At 55.0% G+C, this 20,550-nt stretch carries 27 protein-coding genes and 1 pseudogene; 24 read left to right on the plus strand and 4 right to left on the minus strand.

The genetic code is table 11. From position 1 onward, the window contains the following. Window positions 1-111 precede the first annotated feature (111 nt). Complete coding sequence (locus ABVM99_RS19240; RefSeq protein ID WP_006678249.1) at window positions 112-1,146, minus strand: phage portal protein; 1,035 nt, start codon at window positions 1,144-1,146, stop codon at window positions 112-114. Next, window positions 1,146-2,918: a terminase ATPase subunit family protein gene (locus ABVM99_RS19245; RefSeq protein WP_000156844.1), complete on the minus strand. Its 1,773-nt coding sequence runs from the start codon at window positions 2,916-2,918 to the stop codon at window positions 1,146-1,148. The genes ABVM99_RS19240 and ABVM99_RS19245 overlap by 1 nt, the downstream gene beginning before the upstream one ends. A 173-nt stretch (window positions 2,919-3,091) precedes the next feature. Between ABVM99_RS19245 and ABVM99_RS19250 the strand changes: the two genes are divergently transcribed. The 18 genes from ABVM99_RS19250 to ABVM99_RS19335 all read left to right on the plus strand — a co-directional run bounded on the left by ABVM99_RS19250 (window position 3,092) and on the right by ABVM99_RS19335 (window position 13,905). Next, complete coding sequence (locus ABVM99_RS19250) at window positions 3,092-3,946, plus strand: GPO family capsid scaffolding protein (RefSeq protein ID WP_001074420.1); 855 nt, start codon at window positions 3,092-3,094, stop codon at window positions 3,944-3,946. 58 nt (window positions 3,947-4,004) lie between these two features. Further along, window positions 4,005-5,078: a phage major capsid protein, P2 family gene (locus tag ABVM99_RS19255; protein ID WP_001248558.1), complete on the plus strand. Its 1,074-nt coding sequence runs from the start codon at window positions 4,005-4,007 to the stop codon at window positions 5,076-5,078. A 3-nt stretch (window positions 5,079-5,081) separates the two neighbouring features. Continuing rightward, window positions 5,082-5,825, plus strand: a complete 744-nt coding sequence (locus ABVM99_RS19260; RefSeq protein ID WP_023223104.1) for a terminase endonuclease subunit — start codon at window positions 5,082-5,084, stop codon at window positions 5,823-5,825. A gap of 99 nt (window positions 5,826-5,924) precedes the next feature. Beyond that, a complete protein-coding gene (locus tag ABVM99_RS19265; protein WP_000988633.1) occupies window positions 5,925-6,434 on the plus strand; it encodes a head completion/stabilization protein in 510 nt (169 codons plus the stop codon). Beyond that, window positions 6,434-6,637: a tail protein X gene (locus ABVM99_RS19270; RefSeq protein WP_000846399.1), complete on the plus strand. Its 204-nt coding sequence runs from the start codon at window positions 6,434-6,436 to the stop codon at window positions 6,635-6,637. The genes ABVM99_RS19265 and ABVM99_RS19270 overlap by 1 nt, the downstream gene beginning before the upstream one ends. Window positions 6,638-6,640: 3 nt before the next feature. Continuing rightward, window positions 6,641-6,922, plus strand: coding sequence for a phage holin family protein (locus ABVM99_RS19275; RefSeq protein ID WP_000123124.1), 282 nt, complete (start codon window positions 6,641-6,643; stop codon window positions 6,920-6,922). Next, entirely contained in the window at window positions 6,922-7,419 is a 498-nt protein-coding gene (locus tag ABVM99_RS19280) for a glycoside hydrolase family 104 protein (protein ID WP_001144101.1), read from the plus strand. Before ABVM99_RS19275 ends, ABVM99_RS19280 begins: the two co-directional genes overlap by 1 nt. A 14-nt stretch (window positions 7,420-7,433) precedes the next feature. Beyond that, window positions 7,434-7,859, plus strand: a complete 426-nt coding sequence (locus ABVM99_RS19285; protein WP_000736607.1) for a DNZ54_00345 family protein — start codon at window positions 7,434-7,436, stop codon at window positions 7,857-7,859. Next, the gene (gene lysB, locus ABVM99_RS19290) at window positions 7,847-8,272 is read left to right on the plus strand and encodes an Rz-like lysis system protein LysB (protein WP_000040673.1); all 426 of its coding nucleotides are present in this window, start codon (window positions 7,847-7,849) and stop codon (window positions 8,270-8,272) included. The genes ABVM99_RS19285 and lysB overlap by 13 nt, the downstream gene beginning before the upstream one ends. Then, window positions 8,172-8,417 carry an Rz1-like lysis system protein LysC gene (gene lysC, locus ABVM99_RS19295; protein WP_016607902.1) on the plus strand — a complete coding sequence of 82 codons (246 nt, stop codon included), beginning with the start codon at window positions 8,172-8,174 and terminating at the stop codon, window positions 8,415-8,417. Before lysB ends, lysC begins: the two co-directional genes overlap by 101 nt. After that, window positions 8,380-8,847 (plus strand): phage tail protein, encoded by a 468-nt coding sequence (locus tag ABVM99_RS19300; RefSeq protein ID WP_000917156.1) that lies wholly within the window; start codon window positions 8,380-8,382, stop codon window positions 8,845-8,847. Before lysC ends, ABVM99_RS19300 begins: the two co-directional genes overlap by 38 nt. Beyond that, window positions 8,840-9,292 (plus strand): phage virion morphogenesis protein, encoded by a 453-nt coding sequence (locus tag ABVM99_RS19305; protein WP_001001780.1) that lies wholly within the window; start codon window positions 8,840-8,842, stop codon window positions 9,290-9,292. Before ABVM99_RS19300 ends, ABVM99_RS19305 begins: the two co-directional genes overlap by 8 nt. A gap of 66 nt (window positions 9,293-9,358) precedes the next feature. Continuing rightward, window positions 9,359-9,994 carry a phage baseplate assembly protein V gene (locus tag ABVM99_RS19310; RefSeq protein ID WP_001093737.1) on the plus strand — a complete coding sequence of 212 codons (636 nt, stop codon included), beginning with the start codon at window positions 9,359-9,361 and terminating at the stop codon, window positions 9,992-9,994. Beyond that, window positions 9,991-10,338 (plus strand): GPW/gp25 family protein, encoded by a 348-nt coding sequence (locus ABVM99_RS19315; protein WP_000127163.1) that lies wholly within the window; start codon window positions 9,991-9,993, stop codon window positions 10,336-10,338. The genes ABVM99_RS19310 and ABVM99_RS19315 overlap by 4 nt, the downstream gene beginning before the upstream one ends. 4 nt (window positions 10,339-10,342) lie before the next feature. Further along, the gene (locus ABVM99_RS19320) at window positions 10,343-11,251 is read left to right on the plus strand and encodes a baseplate assembly protein (protein ID WP_001121478.1); all 909 of its coding nucleotides are present in this window, start codon (window positions 10,343-10,345) and stop codon (window positions 11,249-11,251) included. Next, a complete protein-coding gene (locus ABVM99_RS19325) occupies window positions 11,244-11,795 on the plus strand; it encodes a phage tail protein I (RefSeq protein ID WP_023223103.1) in 552 nt (183 codons plus the stop codon). Before ABVM99_RS19320 ends, ABVM99_RS19325 begins: the two co-directional genes overlap by 8 nt. A 56-nt stretch (window positions 11,796-11,851) precedes the next feature. Continuing rightward, window positions 11,852-13,318 carry a phage tail protein gene (locus ABVM99_RS19330; RefSeq protein WP_023210806.1) on the plus strand — a complete coding sequence of 489 codons (1,467 nt, stop codon included), beginning with the start codon at window positions 11,852-11,854 and terminating at the stop codon, window positions 13,316-13,318. Then, the gene (locus ABVM99_RS19335) at window positions 13,288-13,905 is read left to right on the plus strand and encodes a tail fiber assembly protein (protein WP_010835343.1); all 618 of its coding nucleotides are present in this window, start codon (window positions 13,288-13,290) and stop codon (window positions 13,903-13,905) included. Before ABVM99_RS19330 ends, ABVM99_RS19335 begins: the two co-directional genes overlap by 31 nt. 4 nt (window positions 13,906-13,909) lie before the next feature. Here the strand turns inward: ABVM99_RS19335 and ABVM99_RS19340 are convergent, their stop codons facing one another. Both ABVM99_RS19340 and ABVM99_RS19345 read right to left on the minus strand, forming a co-directional pair. Continuing rightward, a complete protein-coding gene (locus ABVM99_RS19340) occupies window positions 13,910-14,443 on the minus strand; it encodes a tail fiber assembly protein (RefSeq protein ID WP_022631136.1) in 534 nt (177 codons plus the stop codon). A gap of 2 nt (window positions 14,444-14,445) precedes the next feature. Beyond that, window positions 14,446-15,087, minus strand: a pseudogene (locus ABVM99_RS19345) (hypothetical protein); the annotation flags it as partial. A gap of 162 nt (window positions 15,088-15,249) precedes the next feature. On the opposite strand from ABVM99_RS19345, the gene ABVM99_RS19350 reads away from it, so the two are divergent. Genes ABVM99_RS19350 through ABVM99_RS19375 form a run of 6 tightly spaced genes read left to right on the plus strand, consistent with a single transcriptional unit; the run spans window position 15,250 to window position 20,548 of the window. Further along, a complete protein-coding gene (locus tag ABVM99_RS19350; RefSeq protein ID WP_010835363.1) occupies window positions 15,250-15,843 on the plus strand; it encodes a recombinase family protein in 594 nt (197 codons plus the stop codon). Window positions 15,844-15,902: 59 nt separating this feature from the next. Continuing rightward, window positions 15,903-17,093, plus strand: a complete 1,191-nt coding sequence (locus ABVM99_RS19355) for a phage tail sheath protein (RefSeq protein WP_001286720.1) — start codon at window positions 15,903-15,905, stop codon at window positions 17,091-17,093. Between the two features lie 12 nt (window positions 17,094-17,105). Continuing rightward, window positions 17,106-17,624: a phage major tail tube protein gene (locus ABVM99_RS19360; protein ID WP_001251408.1), complete on the plus strand. Its 519-nt coding sequence runs from the start codon at window positions 17,106-17,108 to the stop codon at window positions 17,622-17,624. 56 nt (window positions 17,625-17,680) lie between these two features. Further along, on the plus strand, window positions 17,681-17,956 hold the full coding sequence (locus ABVM99_RS19365) for a phage tail assembly protein (protein ID WP_001031303.1): 276 nt from the start codon (window positions 17,681-17,683) through the stop codon (window positions 17,954-17,956). A gap of 32 nt (window positions 17,957-17,988) precedes the next feature. Next, a complete protein-coding gene (locus ABVM99_RS19370; RefSeq protein ID WP_000785970.1) occupies window positions 17,989-18,108 on the plus strand; it encodes a GpE family phage tail protein in 120 nt (39 codons plus the stop codon). Next, a complete protein-coding gene (locus tag ABVM99_RS19375; RefSeq protein WP_023223134.1) occupies window positions 18,101-20,548 on the plus strand; it encodes a phage tail tape measure protein in 2,448 nt (815 codons plus the stop codon). The genes ABVM99_RS19370 and ABVM99_RS19375 overlap by 8 nt, the downstream gene beginning before the upstream one ends. The last annotated feature ends 2 nt before the right edge of the window (window positions 20,549-20,550 follow it).

Raw genomic sequence — 20,550 nt, forward strand, 5'->3', positions numbered from 1 at the left:
TTTAGTCTGCCCGTTGGGGGCGTTGGTGTGTCTGCGGGATGTTTTGTGCGGTGGTGAGCGTGTGAGGGCGTGATGGCGGGGTGTAAAAAAGCCGCCCGCAGGCGGCGATGTTCAGCCGTTGTCAGTGTCCAGTGAGTAGTTTTTAAAGCGGATGACCTCCTGACCGAGCCAGCCGTTTATTTCCCGAATCCTGTCCTGTAACGGGATAAGCTCATTGCGGACAAAGACCTTTGCCACTTTCTCAATATCACCCAGCGACCCGACGTTCTCCGGCTTGCCGCCCATCAACTGAAAGGGGATGCGGTGCGCGTCCAGCAGGTCAGCGGCGCTGGCTTTTTTGATATTAAAAAAATCGTCCTTCGTTGCCACTTCACTGAGCGGGATAATTTTAATTCCGTCGGCTTTCCCCTGCGGGGCATAGAGAAACAGATTTTTAAAGTTGTTGCGGCCTTTCGACTTGACCATGTTTTCGCGAAGCATTTCGATATCGTTGCGATCCTGCACGGCATCGGTGACGTACATGATATATCCGGCATGAGCGCCGTTTTCGTAATACTTGCGGCGGAACAGCGTGGCCGACTCATTCAGCCAGGCAGAATTAAGGGCGCTGAGATATTCCGGCAGGCCGTACAGCTCCTGATTAATATCCGGCTCCAGCAGGTGAAACACGGAGCCGGGCGCGAAGGCTGTCGGCTCGTTGAAGGACGGCACCCACCAGTAAACATCCTCCTCCACACCACGGCGGGTATATTTTGCCGGTGAGGTTTCCAGTCTGATGACCTTACCGGTGGTGCTGTAACGCTTTTCCAGAAACGCATTACCGAACACCAGAAAATCCAGCACAAAGCGGCTGAAATCCTGCTGGGAAAGCCACGGGTGCGGGATAAATGTCGAGGCCAGAATATTACGTTTGACGTAAATCGGTGAGCTGTGATGCACGGCAGCACGCAGGCTTTTTGCCAGACCGGTAAAGCTGACCGGCGGCTCATACCATCTGCCGTTACTGATACATTCGACGTAATCCAGAATGTCACGGCGGTCGAGTACCGGCACCGGCTCGCCAAAGGTGAATGCCTCCATTTTCGGGGCGCTGGCGGTGATTGTTTTTGCCGCAGGTTGCGGTGTTTTCCCTTTTTTCTTGCTCATCAGTAAAACTCCAGAATGGTGGATGTCAGCGGGGTGCTGATACCGGCGGTGAGTGGCTCATTTAACAGGGCGTGCATGGTCGCCCAGGCGAGGTCGGCGTGGCTGGCTTCCTCGCTGCGGCTGGCCTCATAGGTGGCGCTGCGTCCGCTGCTGGTCATGGTCTTGCGGATAGCCATAAACGAGCTGGTGATGTCGGTGGCGCTGACGTCATATTCCAGACAGCCACGGCGGATGACGTCTTTTGCCTTGAGCACCATTGCGGTTTTCATTTCCGGCGTGTAGCGGATGTCGCGCGCGGCGGGATAGAACGAGCGCACGAGCTGGAACACGCCGACACCGAGGCCGGTGGCATCAATACCGATGTATTCGACGTTGTATTTTTCGGTGAGTTTGCGGATGGATTCCGCCTGAGTGGCAAAGTCCATGCCTTTCCACTGGTGACGCTCAAGGATCCTGAATTTGCCACCGGCCACCACCGGCGGTGCCAGTACCACGCATCCGGCGCTGTCGCCACGGTGTGACGGGTCGTAACCAATCCATACCGGGCGTGAGCCGAACGGATTGGCGGCAAAGGGTGCATAGTCTTCCCATTCTTCCAGCGTGTCGACCATGCAGCGTTGCAGCTCCTCGAACGGGAACACCGACGCCTTGTCGTCAACAAATTCACACATGAACAGGTTTTTAAAATCGTCGGCGCTGTTTTCGCGTTTAAGCTGTTCAATGTCGAACAGCGTGCAGCCGCCTTTCAGGGCGTCCTCAATGGTGACAATCTGCCGCCACTGGCCGTCCGCACAGAGAAGCCCACCGGCAAGGGCGTTATGACTGACGTCGATTTCCACGCGTTCGGCGGCGCTGGCGCGTCCCCGGTTAAACAGTTCACCCGACCAGAACGGGTAGGCGTCGTGCGCCAGCGTGGACGGGGTGGAGAAATAGGTCGAGCGCAGGTGACTCTGTGAGGCCATACCTGATGCCACCTTACGCAGTACCTGAAAATTCGGGATCCAGAAAATCTCGTCGACGTACAGGTCGCCGTTATGACTTTGTGCGGTGTTGGAGTTGGTGCCGAGAAAAATCAGTTTTGCACCGTTATTGCCCAGGACAATCGGGTCACCGGTCAGGTCAACGTCAACCAGACGGGCAAAGGCGATGATGTATTCGCGGAACACATACGCCTGCGTTTTACTGGCCGACAGAAAAATCTGGTTATGACCGGTTTTCAGGGCGCGCAGCAGCGCCTCGCGGGAAAAATAAAACGTCGCGCCAATCTGGCGGGATTTCAGGATATCGCGGATGCGGTGCTCAAGCCCGGCGCGATACCAGTGCAACTGATATTCGAAAGACTGCTCAAAGAAAATCTGCTCCAGCTTTTCGATGGCTTCGTCGCTGAAAAAATTCTTTTTCGGTTTGCGCCGCCCGCCTTTGTTGCGGTTAGCGATGTTCGGATTAAGGTCTGCCTCGTTGCCGGTCTGGTTGTAGCGGTTTACCCGTGCCAGTCGTTCAATCTGGCGTCCGAGCAGGTCAATTTCCTTGAAGTCACCGCCGGTTTTCTGCGGTTTTATGATGAGCTGGGTCAGCCGCGCTTCCAGACTCATTTCGACACGGCTGATGGGAGCAACGCTGTCCCAGCCGTCGCGCTGTTTCCAGCTCTGCACCGTCGGGCGTTTCATCTGCAACATGGCGGCAATCTGCGGCACGGAAAACCCCTGCCAGTACAGCAGCGCCGCCTGACGACGCGGGTCGTGTAAAAGAGTGGTGTCTGTGGTGATGGTCATGAATACCTCGCCGTGATGAATACACGGCAAGGCTACTGAGTCGCGCCCCGCGATTCGCTAAGGTGCTGTTGTGTCAGTGATAAGCCATCCGGGACTGATGGCGGAGGATGCGCATCGTCGGGAAACTGATGCCGACATGTGACTCCTCTAATCACTATTCAGGACTCCTGACAATGGCAAAAAAAGCATCAAAATTCTTTCGTATCGGCGTTGAGGGTGACACCTGTGACGGGCGTGTCATCAGTGCGCAGGATATTCAGGAAATGGCCGAAACCTTTGACCCGCGAGTCTATGGTTGCCGCATTAACCTGGAACATCTGCGCGGCATCCTGCCTGACGGTATTTTTAAGCGTTATGGCGATGTGGTCGAACTGAAGGCCGAAAAGATTGACGATGATTCGGCGCTGAAAGGCAAATGGGCGCTGTTTGCGAAAATCACCCCGACCGATGACCTTATCGCGATGAACAAGGCCGCGCAGAAGGTCTATACCTCAATGGAAATTCAGCCGAACTTTGCCAATACAGGCAAATGTTATCTGGTGGGTCTGGCCGTCACCGATGACCCGGCAAGCCTCGGCACGGAATACCTGGAATTCTGCCGCACGGCAAAACACAACCCTCTGAACCGCTTCAAATTAAGCCCTGAAAACCTGATTTCAGTGGCAACGCCTGTTGAGCTGGAATTTGAAGACCTGCCTGAAACCGTGTTCACAGCCCTGACCGAAAAGGTGAAATCCATTTTTGGCCGCAAACAGGCCAGCGATGACGCCCGTCTGAATGACGTGCATGAAGCGGTGACCGCTGTCGCTGAGCATGTGCAGGAAAAACTGAGCGCCACTGAGCAGCGCCTTGCTGAGATGGAAACCGCCTTTTCCGCACTTAAGCAGGATGTGACTGACAGGGCGGATGAAACCAGTCAGGCATTCACCCGCCTGAAAAACAGTCTCGACCACACCGAAAGTCTGACCCAGCAGCGCCGCAGCAAAGCCACCGGCGGTGGCGGTGACGCCCTGATGACGAACTGCTGACCGGCGTCAGTCAGTCCGGGAAAACCTTCACGATTAACCCTTAATTTCAGGAAAAACTATGCGCCAGGAAACCCGCTTTAAATTTAATGCCTACCTGTCCCGTGTTGCCGAACTGAACGGCATCGACGCCGGTGATGTGTCGAAAAAATTCACCGTTGAACCGTCGGTCACCCAGACCCTGATGAACACCATGCAGGAGTCCTCTGACTTTCTGACCCGCATCAACATTGTGCCGGTCAGCGAAATGAAAGGGGAAAAAATTGGTATTGGTGTCACCGGCTCCATCGCCAGCACCACCGACACCGCCGGTGGCACCGAGCGTCAGCCGAAGGACTTCTCGAAGCTGGCGTCAAACAAGTACGAATGCGACCAGATTAACTTCGATTTTTATATCCGCTACAAAACGCTGGACCTGTGGGCGCGTTATCAGGATTTCCAGCTCCGTATCCGTAACGCCATTATCAAACGCCAGTCCCTTGATTTCATCATGGCCGGTTTTAACGGCGTGAAGCGTGCCGAAACCTCTGACCGCAGCAGCAATCCGATGCTGCAGGATGTGGCGGTCGGCTGGCTGCAGAAATACCGCAATGAAGCCCCGGCGCGCGTGATGAGCAAGGTCACTGACGAGGAAGGCCGCACCACCTCTGAGGTTATCCGCGTGGGTAAGGGCGGTGATTATGCCAGCCTTGATGCACTGGTGATGGATGCGACCAACAACCTGATTGAGCCGTGGTATCAGGAAGACCCTGACCTTGTGGTGATTGTGGGACGTCAGCTACTGGCGGACAAGTATTTTCCCATCGTGAACAAGGAGCAGGACAACAGCGAAATGCTGGCCGCTGACGTCATCATCAGCCAGAAACGCATCGGCAACCTGCCAGCGGTACGCGTCCCGTACTTCCCGGCGGATGCGATGCTCATCACGAAGCTGGAAAACCTGTCCATCTACTACATGGATGACAGCCATCGCCGCGTGATTGAGGAAAACCCGAAACTCGACCGCGTGGAGAACTACGAGTCAATGAACATTGATTACGTGGTGGAGGACTACGCCGCCGGTTGTCTGGTGGAAAAAATTAAAGTCGGTGATTTCTCCACACCGGCTAAAGCGACCGCAGAGCCGGGAGCGTAACCGATGACGAGTCCCGCACAGCGCCACATGATGCGGGTCTCGGCAGCGATGACCGCGCAGCGGGAAGCCGCCCCGCTGCGACATGCAACTGTCTATGAGCAGATGCTGGTTAAGCTCGCCGCAGACCAGCGCACACTGAAGGCGATTTACTCAAAAGAGCTGAAGGCCGCGAAAAAACGCGAACTGCTGCCGTTCTGGTTGCCGTGGGTGAACGGCGTGCTGGAGCAGGGCAAAGGCGCACAGGATGACATTCTGATGACAGTCATGCTGTGGCGTCTGGATACCGGCGATATTGCCGGTGCGCTGGAGATTGCCCGTTATGCCCTGAAGTACGGTCTGACCATGCCGGGTAAACACCGCCGCACCCCGCCGTACATGTTCACCGAGGAGGTGGCACTTGCGGCCATGCGCGCCCACGCTGCCGGTGAGTCTGTGGATACCTGCCTGCTGACGGACACCCTCGAACTGACCGCCACGGCTGACATGCCTGATGAAGTGCGCGCAAAGCTGCACAAAATCACCGGTCTGTTTCTGCGTGACGGTGGTGATGCCGCAGGTGCGCTGGCGCACCTGCAACGTGCGACACAGCTCGACTGTCAGGCAGGCGTCAAAAAAGAGATTGAACGACTGGAGCGGGAGCTGAAACCGAAGCCGGAGCCGCAGCCAAAAGCGGCCACCCGTACCCCGCATAAGACCCGGAGCGTGACACCGGCAAAACGTGGACGCCCGAAAAAGAAAGCCAGTTAACAACCGAATGCGCCCCGCGCCAGGGCGGCACGCCGGTCAGTGTGGGTGAATCACCTGACACTGTACCGGCGTCCACCGCCCGACTTTTCTGAGGTAGTCATGATGACGCTGATTATTCCGCGAAAGGAGGCTCCCGTGTCCGGTGAGGGTACGGTGGTCATCCCGCAACCGGCAGGCGACGAGCCGGTGATTAAAAACACGTTCTTTTTTCCCGATATCGACCCGAAGCGCGTCCGGGAACGTATGCGCCTTGAGCAGACCGTCGCCCCCGCCCGTCTGCGTGAGGCCATCAAGTCAGGCATGGCGGAGACGAATGCGGAGCTGTACGAGTACCGCGAACAGAAAATTGCCGCCGGTTTTACGCGTCTGGCTGACGTCCCGGCGGACGATATCGACGGTGAAAGCATCAAGGTTTTTTACTACGAGCGCGCCGTGTGTGCGATGGCGACCGCGTCGCTTTATGAGCGTTATCGCGGCGTGGATGCCAGTGCGAAAGGCGACAAGAAGGCCGACAGCATTGACAGCACTATTGATGAACTGTGGCGGGATATGCGCTGGGCGGTGGCGCGTATCCAGGACAAGCCGCGCTGCATCGTGAGTCAAATCTGATGAAGACCTTTGCGCTACAGGGCGACACGCTCGACGCCATTTGTGTCCGGTATTACGGGCGCACTGAGGGCGTGGTCGAGGCTGTGCTCGCCGCAAATCCGGGACTGGCTGAACTGGGGGCGGTGCTGCCACATGGCACCGCCGTCGAACTGCCCGACGTTCAGACCGCGCCCGTGGCTGAAACTGTCAATCTGTGGGAGTAACGCATGACAGCAGAAGAAAAAAGCGTCCTGTCGCTTTTCATGATTGGGGTGCTGATTGTTGTCGGCAAGGTGCTTGCCGGTGGTGAACCCATCACCCCGCGTCTGTTTATCGGGCGCATGTTGCTCGGTGGTTTTGTCTCGATGGTTGCCGGTGTTGTTCTGGTGCAGTTTCCTGACCTGTCACTGCCTGCGGTGTGCGGTATCGGCTCCATGCTGGGTATCGCCGGTTATCAGGTGATTGAGATTGCCATTCAGCGCCGTTTTAAGGGCAGGGGGAAACAGTAATGCCGGTAATTAACACGCATCAGAATATCGCGGCCTTTCTCGACATGCTGGCAGTGTCCGAAGGGACGGCGAATCATCCGCTGACGAAAAACCGGGGCTATGACGTGATAGTCACCGGACTGGACGGGAAGCCGGAAATTTTCACCGACTACAGTGACCACCCGTTCGCGCATGGCCGACCGGCGAAGGTGTTTAACCGTCGCGGTGAAAAATCCACGGCCTCCGGTCGCTATCAGCAACTTTACCTGTTCTGGCCGCATTACCGCAAACAGCTTGCCCTGCCGGATTTCAGTCCGTTGTCACAGGACAGACTCGCCATTCAGTTGATCCGCGAACGCGGTGCACTGGATGACATCCGGGCGGGACGCATTGAGCGCGCTATTTCACGCTGTCGCAATATCTGGGCGTCCCTGCCGGGAGCCGGTTACGGTCAGCGTGAGCATTCACTGGAAAAACTGGTCACCGTCTGGCGTACCGCCGGCGGCGTACCGGCTTAAACGGAGTAAACACCATGAAGAAATTATCCCTTTCACTGATGCTGAACGTGTCGTTGGCGCTGATGCTGGCACTGTCCCTGATTTACCCGCAGAGCGTGGCCGTCAGTTTTGTCGCCACCTGGGCGATTCTGGCGACGGTTATCTGTGTGGTTGCCGGTGGTGTCGGTGTGTATGCCACTGAGTATGTACTGGAACGCTACGGACGGGAGCTGCCGCCGGAATCGCTGGCCGTGAAGATTGTCACGTCGCTGTTTTTGAAGCCGGTGCCGTGGCGCAGACGGGCAGTAGCTCTGGTGGTGATGGTGGCGACATTTATCTCGCTGGTTGCTGCCGGGTGGATTTTTACCGCGCTGATTTATCTTGTGGCGTCGCTGTTTTTCCGGCTGATACGTACGGCCTGTCGTCAGCGTCTTGAGGGGCGGGAACCATGTCAAAGCTGATGATTGTGCTGGTCGTGTTGTTATCGCTGGCGGTGACAGGTCTGTTTCTGGCGAAGCATGAAAACGCCAGCCTGCGCGCCTCGCTGGACAGGGCGAACAACGTCGCCAGCGGTCAGCAGACGACCATCACCATGCTGAAAAATCAGCTTCATGTTGCGCTCACCAGGGCAGATAAAAACGAGCTGGCGCAGGTTGCACTGCGTCAGGAACTGGAGAACGCCGCGAAACGTGAAGCACAGCGCGAGAAAACCATCACGAGGTTACTTAATGAGAACGAAGATTTTCGCCGCTGGTACGGTGCTGACCTGCCTGATGCTGTGCGCCGGTTGCACCAGCGCCCCGCCTGCACCGACGCCAGTGATTGTCCACAACGCCTGCCCGAAAGTGAGTCTTTGCCCGATGCCGGGCAGTGACCCGGAGACGAACGGCGATTTAAGTGCCGATATCCGGCAGCTTGAGAACGCGCTGGCACGCTGTGCCAGCCAGGTAAAAATGATTAAACACTGTCAGGACGAAAACGATGCTCAAACCCGACAGCCTGCGCAGGGCGCTGACTGATGCCGTCACGGTGTTGAAAACTAACCCCGATATGCTGCGGATATTCGTGGATAACGGGAGTATTGCCTCCACACTGGCGACGTCGTTGTCATTCGAAAAGCGTTACACGCTCAATGTCATTGTGACCGACTTTACCGGTGATTTTGACCTGCTCATCGTGCCGGTGCTGGCATGGCTGCGGGAAAATCAGCCCGACATCATGACCACCGACGAAGGCCAGAAAAAGGGCTTCACGTTTTATGCAGACATCAACAATGACAGCAGCTTTGATATCAGCATCAGCCTGATGCTGACCGAGCGCACGCTGGTCAGTGAGGTTGACGGTGCGCTGCATGTGAAGAATATCCCGGAACCTCCGCCGCCGGAGCCGGTCACCCGCCCGGTGGAGCTGTATATCAATGGCGAACTGGTGAGCAAGTGGGATGAATGAGTTTAAGCGTTTTGAAGACCGGCTGACCGGACTTATTGAATCGCTGTCACCGTCAGGGCGTCGGCGACTGAGTGCCGAACTGGCGAAACGTCTGCGTCAGAGTCAGCAGCGTCGGGTGATGGCACAGAAAGCCCCGGACGGCACACCCTACGCACCACGCCAGCAGCAGAGCGCCAGAAAAAAGACCGGTCGCGTTAAGCGAAAAATGTTTGCGAAACTTATCACCAGTCGTTTTTTGCATATCCGCGCCAGCCCGGAACAGGCATCAATGGAGTTTTACGGCGGAAAGTCACCGAAAATCGCCAGTGTGCATCAGTTCGGTCTGTCGGAAGAAAACCGGAAAGACGGTAAGAAAATTGATTATCCGGCGCGTCCCCTGCTCGGCTTTACCGGTGAGGATGTGCAGATGATTGAAGAGATTATTCTGGCGCACCTCGACCGTTAGTTGTGCCATTCCCGACACCTCATCGTCACATTGCCGCCGGTATGACCCGGCGGCATCCTTCCCGTTATGAACACTCTCGCAAATATTCAGGAACTCGCGCGCGCACTGCGCAACATGATTCGTACCGGCCTTGTCGTCGAAACCGACCTTAACGCCGGTCGCTGCCGTGTGCAGACCGGCGGCATGTGCACCGACTGGCTTCAGTGGCTGACCCATCGTGCCGGGCGTTCGCGCACATGGTGGGCACCTTCCGTGGGGGAACAGGTGCTGATTCTGGCCGTGGGCGGTGAACTCGACACGGCGTTTGTTCTGCCGGGGATTTATTCCGGCGATAACCCCGCGCCGTCTGCGTCGGCTGATGCCCTGCATATCCGTTTCCCTGACGGGGCGGTGATTGAGTATGAACCTGAAACCAGTGCACTCACGGTAAGCGGAATTAAAACGGCCAGCGTGACGGCTTCTGATTCTGTTACTGCCACGGTGCCGGTGGTCATGGTGAAAGCATCAACCCGCGTCACCCTGGACACCCCGGAGGTGGTCTGCACCAACAGGCTGATTACCGGCACGCTGGAAGTGCAGAAGGGCGGGACGATGCGCGGCAACATTGAACACACCGGCGGTGAACTCTCATCAAACGGTAAGGTACTGCATACCCATAAACACCCCGGCGACAGCGGCGGCACAACCGGGAGTCCTCTATGACAGCGCGTTATCTCGGAATGAATCGCAGTGATGGCCTGACTGTCACTGACCTTGAGCATATCAGCCAGAGTATCGGCGATATCCTGCGCACACCGGTCGGCTCACGGGTGATGCGTCGTGATTACGGCTCGTTGCTGGCGTCAATGATTGACCAGCCGCAGACCCCGGCGCTTGAGTTGCAGATTAAGGTCGCCTGTTACATGGCCGTGCTGAAATGGGAACCCCGCGTCACCCTGTCATCCGTCACCACGGCGCGCAGTTTTGACGGGCGAATGACGGTCACGTTAACCGGTCAGCACAACGACACCGGCCAGCCACTTTCGTTAACCATCCCTGTGAGTTGAAACCATGCCGATTATCGACCTGAACCAGCTACCCGCACCGGATGTGGTCGAGGAGCTGGACTTTGAAACCATTCTTGCCGAACGCAAGGCGACACTGATTTCCCTTTACCCGGAAGACCAGCAGGAGGCGGTCGCCCGTACCCTGACGCTGGAATCCGAGCCTCTCGTCAAACTGCTGGAGGAAAATGCTTATCGTGAGCTTATCTGGCGTCAGCGTGTGAATGAGGCCGCACGGGCGGTGATGCTGGCTTGTGCCGCCGGTAATGACCTTGATGTGATTGGTGCCAATTACAACACCACGCGCCTGATTATCACCCCGGCAGATGATTCGACTATCCCGCCGACACCGGCAGTGATGGAGTCTGACACCGATTATCGTCTGCGTATTCAGCAGGCGTTTGAGGGCTTAAGCGTCGCCGGGTCGGTGGGAGCCTATCAGTATCATGGTCGCAGTGCTGACGGGCGTGTCGCGGATATCTCTGTCACCAGTCCGTCTCCGGCCTGCGTCACTATCTCCGTGCTGTCACGTGAAAATAACGGCGTCGCATCCGAAGACCTGCTGGCCGTGGTGCGTAACGCCCTTAATGGCGAGGACGTCAGGCCGGTGGCCGACCGCGTGACCGTGCAGTCTGCCGCCATTGTTGAATATCAGATAAACGCCACGCTTTACCTTTACCCAGGTCCCGAAAGCGAACCCATCCGCGCTGCTGCCGTGAAAAAACTGGAAGCGTACATCACGGCACAGCACCGGCTTGGGCGCGACATCCGTCTGTCTGCCATTTATGCCGCTTTGCATGTGGAAGGCGTGCAGCGTGTCGAACTGACTGCACCTCTGGCTGACATCGTGCTCAACAGTACGCAGGCGTCTTTCTGTACTGAATACCGCGTCGTGACCGGAGGCTCGGATGAGTGATTCGCGACTGCTGCCGACCGGCTCATCACCGCTTGAAGTCGCCGCCGCAAAAGCCTGTGCGGAAATTGAAAAAACGCCGGTCAGTATTCGTGAGCTATGGAACCCGGATACCTGTCCGGCAAATCTGCTGCCGTGGCTGGCGTGGTCATTTTCGGTTGACCGCTGGGATGATAAGTGGCCGGAAGCGACAAAACGCGCTGTTATCCGCGATGCGTATTTCATTCACTGCCATAAGGGCACTATTGGTGCGATTCGCCGTGTGGTGGAGCCGCTCGGCTATCTGATTGAGGTGAGGGAGTGGTGGCAGCTCAACGAGGAGCCGGGGACGTTCCGCATCGTTGTTGGCGTGCTTGAGCAGGGTATTACCGAGGAAATGTATCAGGAGCTGGAGCGTCTCGTTGCTGATGCAAAACCTGCAAGCCGCCATCTGACGGGACTGGCTATCAGTTTAAGTACAACCGGCAACATTTTTGCCGGTGCGGGATGCTATCACGGCGACGCCCTGATGGTTTATCCCTACACCCCGGAGGCCATTATTGTCTGAGGGGATTATTTCCCGGCCTCGGCCATTCATTTAATTGATAACCTGAGAGTAAACGCATGACAGTGAAATACTACGCCATTCTGACTAATCAGGGCGCGGCACGGCTGGCTAACGCGACGATGCTCGGCAGTAAGCTGAATCTGACGCAAATGGCCGTTGGTGATGCAAATGGTGTCTTGCCGACACCAGACCCGGCACAGACAAAACTTATTAACCAGAAACGCATCGCGCCGCTGAATCTTCTGAGTGTTGACCCGAACAACCAGAGCCAGATTATTGCGGAGCAAATCATCCCTGAGAACGAGGGCGGATTCTGGATCCGTGAGATTGGGCTTTATGATGATGAAGGCGTACTCATTGCGGTGGCGAACTGCCCGGAAACGTACAAACCGCAGTTGCAGGAAGGCAGTGGTCGTACCCAGACTATCCGCATGATTCTGGTTGTCACGAATACCGAAGCTATCACGCTGAAAATCGACCCGTCGGTGGTACTGGCGACCCGTAAATACGTGGATGATGAAGTCCTGGAATTAAAGCTGTATGTGGATGACCAGATGAGAAACCACATTGCCGCACAGGACCCTCATACCCAGTATGCGCAGAAACATAATCCGACATTTACCGGAGAACCAAAAGCGCCGACGCCTGCCGCAGGAAATAACACCACGCGGATTGCGACCACTGAGTTTGTTCAGGCCGCTGTTACCGCTCTGATTAACGGTGCGCCTGCCACGCTGGACACACTAAAAGAAATTGCTGCAGCCATTAACAATGACCCGAAATTCAGCACCACCATTAACAATGTGCTGTCAGGTAAGCAGCCACTGGATGAGACGCTGACTCATTTGAGTGGAAAGGATGTTGCCGGTCTTCTCGCATACCTTGGTTTAGGAGAAACGATAAATCTGGCAAGAAATGCCGTTCCGGCGACACGCCGGATTAACAGTAAACCACTGACCGGTGATATCACCCTGTGGGCGTCAGATGTGGGGGCATTACCAATTGCCGGAGGACGACTGAATGGTGCGTTAGGCATTGGTGCTGATAATGCGCTGGGTGGTAATTCGATTGTGCTCGGTGATAACGACACAGGAATTAAGCAAAACGGAGATGGTGTGCTTGATATTTACGCGAACTCCGCACATGTACTCCGCTTTATCAGTAGCCTCGTGGAGAGCATGGTTTCCCTGAAAGTAAACGGAAACGCTGTAGCCACAGGCGAAGTACAGGCAGGAAATGGCTCATCGCGCATGACTAATAACGGCGACATCTTTGGTTCTGTCTGGGGGAATAGCTGGCTGAGTCTGTGGATTAATAATAATTTTGTCGCAGATGTTCAGTTAGGGGCTGGCACATCTGTGACTACCTGGAACAATGCGGGGTCATGGCCTAACACTCCCGGATATGTAGTTACTTCCGTCTGGAAAGATAATCAAGGCGAAAATATTGATGGTATTAATTATGCGCCTTTGCAAAAACGAGTCGGGAATCAGTGGTATACCGTACAAGGGGGAACGACATAATGAAAAAATATCAGGATATTAAAAATTTCAGACTTATTGACGCGCCCGTAAACAGAGGGAAAACGCAGTCCGAAATAAACATAGGTGCATATTTTCTGGAGTCAGAAGACGGGCAGGACTGGTATGAGTGTCAGTCATTATTTTCTGATGATACTGCAAAAATTATGTACGATCCTGAAGGGGTTATCTGGAGTGTTGTTAATCAGCCAGTCCCGCAACGTGGAAACACATACGCCGTATCAATGTTGTGGCCGGTTAATATGTCTGTTGCGGAAATAGACGCTGCTGACTGCCCTGATGATTGTCGTGGTGATGGCTCATGGTTGTACAGGGATGGTCAGGTTTTACCCGTTCCGGTGGATTATCAGGCTAAGGCGGAAACCACCCGACAGAAATTACTTAACGATGCAAATAATGTCATTAAGGACTGGCGTACAGAATTAACGCTGGGGATTATTAGTGATGAAAACAAAGTCACTCTAATAAATTGGATGGGATACATTAATAAGTTGAAAGATATTGATTTTTCACAAGTTAATGATGAGGCCACCTTTGAAAAAATAAAGTGGCCTGAATTACCTAAATAATGTCTTACTGACTGGCTGGCTTCTCCGGCCAGTCAGGGTCAGATGAATCAACCCGACTGACCAGAACGCTGTAGAGTTCCCATGCTTCCAGCCGCTTCCGCTCCTCATCGGTTGCGATACCCATCTTTACTGCGCGCGACAGTGGCTTAATAACGACTTCGGCTTCTTCGAGTAACTTCTGTTTTTTCGCCTCTGCCTGCTGGCGTAGCTCCTCCGGCGAATAAACACGTTTACTCACCTGCTCACCATTAAACATCCAGCGTCCTGATACATCCGCCCGGCGATTAGCTGTGATATCAGGTAACTCAACAACGCTGCACCCATCAGGATTTATTGCCGAAACATCTTTGTTAATATCCACAATAACATTATTTTTATCGTAGGCAATTTTTAACGAGTCGGCAGAAAATTTCTTCTGTTCCTCATACCAGTTTTTACCATCTTCATCAAACAGCCACACCACACCAAATTTTTTAGTGAGTTGATACTGGTCAGGCGTTTTTGGATTACCGGCTACGATATTTTTCAGATGCATCATAATTAAATACTCACCACGTTATACCACTGGTTGCCAATTAGTTTTTGTATTGGACGTCTGTGCGCTCCGTCAACCAGTTCATCACTATTGCCATTAGTGATGCCGGTTATTACATAACCAGAAGTATCACTGAACCCCGGACCGTTCCATACCTGCCCATATTGCAGGCTACCCAGCCTGATATCCTGCACGTAACGGCTGTCAAAGTTGGAATAGCTATTCGGTTCCATCTGACCATTTACTCTGAACGAAATACTGCCATCTGTATTTCTCTGGCTGTAGAATTGCCATCCCTGATCGTCGTCCAGTTCAATCACTGTGGGTCTGTCTGCACCACCCCATAAATTAAACGTGGCTGTCATTGTCGAGTTATTATTACTCGTCAGTGAAAACTGTTTTCCGTCACCTACTCGTATGCCACCATTAGTGAGAACATTTACTGACATGTGCAGCCCGGAATTGTCGATATAACCGATCCTGGCATTATTGGCGTAAATACCCAGAACGCCGTCGCCATCCTGTTTAAACCCTGTATCGTTATCACCGAGCACAATCGAATTACCACCCAGCGCATTATCAGCACCAATGCCTAACGCACCATTCAGTCGTCCTCCGGCAATTGGTAATGCCCCCACATCTGACGCCCACAGGGTGATATCACCGGTCAGTGGTTTACTGTTAATCCGGCGTGTCGCCGGAACGGCATTTCTTGCCAGATTTATCGTTTCTCCTAAACCAACGTTTTTGAAAATGCAGAGTTAACGGCTAACTGGCATCATCTCCGGTTTTTATTCAGGGGGATGCTCATGCTTATTGGCTATGTTCGCGTATCAACAAATGACCAGAATACGGAATTGCAGCGTAACGCGCTGGAGTGTGCAGGATGTGAGCTGATTTTTGAGGACAAAATCAGCGGCACGAAGTCTGACCGACCGGGGCTGAAAAAACTGCTCAGAACATTATCGGAGGGTGACACTCTGGTAGTCTGGAAGCTGGACCGGCTGGGGCGTAGTATGCGGCATCTGGTCATTCTGGTTGAGGAGCTGCGCGAACGCGGCGTTAATTTTCGCAGCCTGACGGATGCTATTGATACCAGTACGCCGATGGGGCGTTTTTTCTTTCATGTGATGGGTGCCCTGGCTGAAATGGAACGAGAACTCATTGTCGAGCGGACACGCGCCGGACTGGAAGCGGCCAGAGCCAAAGGTCGTATTGGTGGCAGACGTCCGAAACTCACCGCGAGTGAGTGGGAGCAAGCCGGGCGGTTGCTGGCTGCGGGGAAGTCACGTCAACGCGTGGCGCTGATTTTTGATATTGGCCTGTCCACGCTCTATAAAAAATTCCCCTCATCAGCGATAAAGAATAAATTGTGTCATCCCTTAGCCAACCGGGACAAATAGCCTGACATCTCCGGCACAACTGAAAATACCACTCACCCATTAACCACGGAGTTAAACGGATGAGTGACTATCATCACGGCGTGCAGGTGCTGGAGATTAACGACGGCACCCGCGTCATTTCCACCGTATCCACGGCCATTGTCGGCATGGTCTGTACGGCCAGCGATGCGGATGCCGAAACCTTCCCCCTCAATAAACCGGTACTGATTACCAATGTGCAGAGCGCAATTGCAAAGGCCGGTAAAAAAGGCACGCTGGCGGCGTCGTTGCAGGCCATCGCCGACCAGTCAAAACCGGTCACCGTTGTCGTGCGTGTGGAGGACGGTACCGGCGACGACGAGGAAACGAAACTCGCGCAGACCGTTTCCAATATCATCGGCACCACCGACGAAAACGGTCAGTACACCGGACTGAAAGCCCTGCTGGCGGCGGAGTCGGTAACCGGTGTTAAACCGCGTATTCTCGGCGTGCCGGGACTGGACACCAAAGAGGTGGCTGTTGCACTGGCATCAGTCTGTCAGAAGCTGCGCGCTTTCGGGTATATCAGCGCATGGGGCTGTAAAACCATTTCCGAGGTGAAAGCCTACCGCCAGAATTTCAGCCAGCGTGAGCTGATGGTCATCTGGCCGGATTTCCTCGCATGGGATACGGTCACCAGCACCACCGCCACCGCGTATGCCACCGCCCGTGCGCTGGGTCTGCGTGCCAGAATCGACCAGGAGCAGGGCTGGCATAAAACGCTGTCCAATGTCGGGGTGAACGGTGTTACCGGCATCAGCGCATCTGTATTCTGGGATTTGCAGGAGTCCGGCACCGATGCTGACCTGCTTAACGAGTCAGGCGTCACTACGCTGATTCGCCGCGACGGTTTCCGCTTCTGGGGTAACCGTACCTGCTCTGATGACCCGCTGTTCCTCTTTGAAAACTACACCCGCACCGCGCAGGTGCTGGCCGACACGATGGCTGAGGCGCACATGTGGGCGGTGGACAAGCCCATCACCGCAACGCTGATTCGCGACATCGTTGACGGCATCAATGCCAAATTCCGTGAACTGAAAACAAACGGCTATATCGTGGATGCGACCTGCTGGTTCAGCGAAGAATCCAACGATGCGGAAACCCTCAAGGCCGGAAAACTGTATATCGACTACGACTATACACCGGTGCCTCCTCTCGAAAACCTGACCCTGCGCCAGCGTATTACCGATAAATACCTGGCAAATCTGGTCACTTCGATTAACAGCAATTAAGGAGCCTGACCGATGGCAATGCCGCGCAAACTCAAGTTAATGAACGTCTTTCTGAACGGCTACAGCTATCAGGGCGTCGCGAAGTCCGTCACGCTACCAAAACTGACCCGTAAGCTCGAAAACTATCGCGGTGCGGGGATGAACGGCAGCGCACCGGTAGACCTCGGCCTTGATGACGATGCGCTGTCAATGGAGTGGTCGCTCGGGGGCTTCCCGGATTCGGTTATCTGGGAGCTTTACGCCGCAACCGGCGTGGATGCCGTGCCGATTCGTTTTGCTGGCTCTTACCAGCGCGACGATACCGGCGAAACGGTGGCCGTCGAAGTGGTCATGCGTGGACGTCAGAAAGAAATCGACACCGGCGAGGGGAAACAGGGAGAAGATACCGAGTCGAAAATCTCCGTGGTCTGCACCTATTTCCGGCTGACGATGGACGGTAAGGAGCTGGTCGAAATTGACACCATCAACATGATTGAGAAGGTGAACGGCGTCGACCGGCTGGAGCAACACCGCCGCAATATCGGTCTGTGATTTTCATCCGGTCAGCCAGGCTGACCGGTTAACCCCGATTCAGAAGTGAGGAAACCATGAACAAAGAAAATGTGATTACCCTGGACAATCCGGTCAAACGTGGTGAGCAGGTTATCGAACAGGTCACGCTGATGAAACCTAATGCCGGGACGCTGCGCGGTGTCAGTCTGGCTGCGGTCGCGAACTCCGAAGTCGATGCACTGATTAAAGTGCTGCCGCGCATGACGGCACCGATGCTGACCGAGCAGGAAGTCGCCGCGCTGGAACTGCCTGACCTTGTGGCGCTGGCCGGTAAGGTGGTCGGTTTTTTGTCGCCGAACTCGGTGCAGTAACGTTTCCGAAAAATCTGTCGGTCGATGACCTGATGGCGGATGTGGCAGTGATATTTCACTGGCCGCCATCAGAACTGTATCCCATGAGTCTGACCGAACTCATCACATGGCGCGAAAAGGCGCTCCGGCGAAGCGGAAACACGAATGAGTAACAATGTAAAATTACAGGTATTGCTCAGGGCTGTTGACCAGGCATCCCGCCCGTTTAAATCCATCCGCACAGCGAGTAAGTCGCTGTCGGGGGATATCCGGGACACACAAAAATCACTGCGCGAGCTGAACGGTCATGCATCCCGTATTGAGGGATTCCGCAAGACCAGTGCACAGCTCGCCGTGACTGGTCATGCACTTGAAAAGGCACGGCAGGAAGCCGAAGCCCTTGCCACACAGTTTAAAAACACCGAACGTCCGACCCGTGCTCAGGCGAAAGCGCTGGAATCCGCAAAGCGTGCGGCGGAGGACTTACAGGCGAAATATAACCGCCTGACGGATTCCGTTAAACGCCAGCAACGGGAACTGGCCGTTGTGGGAATTAATACCCGCAATCTTGCACATGATGAGCAGGGACTGAAAAACCGTATCAGTGAAACCACCGCACAACTTAACCGGCAGCGTGACGCGCTGGCGCGTGTCAGTGCACAACAGGCAAAACTTAATGCAGTAAAACAGCGTTATCAGGCCGGAAAGGAACTGGCCGGAAATATGGCCTCAGTGGGCGCTGCCGGTGTGGGGATTGCGGCGGCGGGAACGATGGCCGGAGTTAAGTTGCTGATGCCCGGTTATGAGTTTGCGCAGAAAAACTCAGAATTGCAGGCCGTGCTCGGTGTGGCAAAAGACTCCGCCGAAATGACCGCACTACGCAAACAGGCGCGCCAGCTCGGCGACAATACCGCCGCCTCGGCGGATGATGCGGCCGGTGCACAGATAATCATCGCGAAAGCGGGTGGGGATGTTGATGCCATTCAGGCGGCAACGCCGGTCACGCTGAATATGGCGCTGGCGAACCGCCGCACGATGGAAGAAAACGCCGCCCTGCTGATGGGGATGAAATCCGCCTTTCAGCTTTCAAACGATAAGGTCGCTCATATCGGGGATGTTCTCTCCATGACGATGAACAAAACCGCCGCCGATTTTGACGGCATGAGCGATGCGCTGACCTATGCCGCACCTGTGGCAAAAAATGCCGGTGTCAGCATTGAAGAAACCGCCGCAATGGTCGGGGCGCTGCATGATGCAAAAATCACAGGCTCAATGGCGGGGACGGGAAGCCGTGCCGTGTTAAGCCGCCTGCAGGCACCGACGGGAAAAGCATGGGATGCACTCAAAGAGCTTGGAGTGAAAACCTCAGACAGCAAGGGAAACACCCGGCCAATATTTACCATTCTGAAAGAAATGCAGGCCAGTTTTGAGAAAAACCGGCTCGGTACTGCCCAGCAGGCTGAATACATGAAAACTATTTTCGGGGAGGAGGCCAGCTCAGCCGCCGCCGTGCTGATGACTGCCGCCTCAACCGGAAAGCTGGACAAACTGACCGCTGCGTTTAAAGCCTCAGACGGGAAGACCGCCGAGCTGGTAAATATCATGCAGGACAACCTAGGCGGTGACTTTAAGGAGTTTCAGTCTGCTTATGAGGCGGTGGGGACTGACCTGTTTGACCAACAGGAAGGCGCACTGCGTAATCTCACGCAGACGGCCACAAAGTATGTGTTAAAACTCGACGGCTGGATCCAGAAAAACAAATCACTGGCGTCAACCATCGGCCTTATTGTCGGTGGCGCACTGGCGCTTATTGGCATCATCGGTGCAATTGGTCTTGTAGCCTGGCCGGTTATCACCGGCATTAATGCCATCATCGCGGCAGCAGGCGCAATGGGGGCAATCTTCACGACGGTTGGCAGTGCTGTTATGACGGCCATCGGGGCGATTAGCTGGCCGGTTGTGGCCGTGGTGGCCGCCATTGTCGCCGGGGCGTTGCTTATCCGTAAATACTGGGAGCCTGTCAGCGCATTCTTTGGCGGTGTGGTGGAAGGGCTGAAAGCGGCATTTGCGCCGGTGGGGGAACTGTTCACGCCACTTAAACCGGTTTTTGACTGGCTGGGTGAAAAGTTACAGGCCGCGTGGCAGTGGTTTAAAAACCTGATTGCCCCGGTTAAAGCCACACAGGACACCCTGAACCGTTGCCGTGACACGGGGGTCATGTTCGGGCAGGCACTGGCTGACGCGCTGATGCTGCCGCTTAATGCGTTCAACAAACTGCGCAGCGGTATTGACTGGGTACTGGAAAAACTCGGTGTTATCAACAAAGAGTCAGACACACTTGACCAGACCGCCGCCAGAACTCATGCCGCCACGTATGGCACCGGTGGTTATATTCCGGCGACCAGCTCTTATGCAGGTTATCAGGCTTATCAGCCGGTTACGGCACCGGCTGGCCGCTCTTATGTGGACCAGAGTAAAAACGAATATCACATCAGCCTGACGGGTGGTACTGCGCCGGGGACACAGCTTGACCGCCAGTTACAGGATGCGCTCGAAAAATACGAGCGGGATAAACGTGCGCGCGCCCGTGCCAGCATGATGCATGACGGTTAAGG

Source organism: Salmonella sp. SJTUF15591 (assembly GCF_043356435.1).
Lineage (GTDB): Bacteria > Pseudomonadota > Gammaproteobacteria > Enterobacterales > Enterobacteriaceae > Salmonella > Salmonella enterica.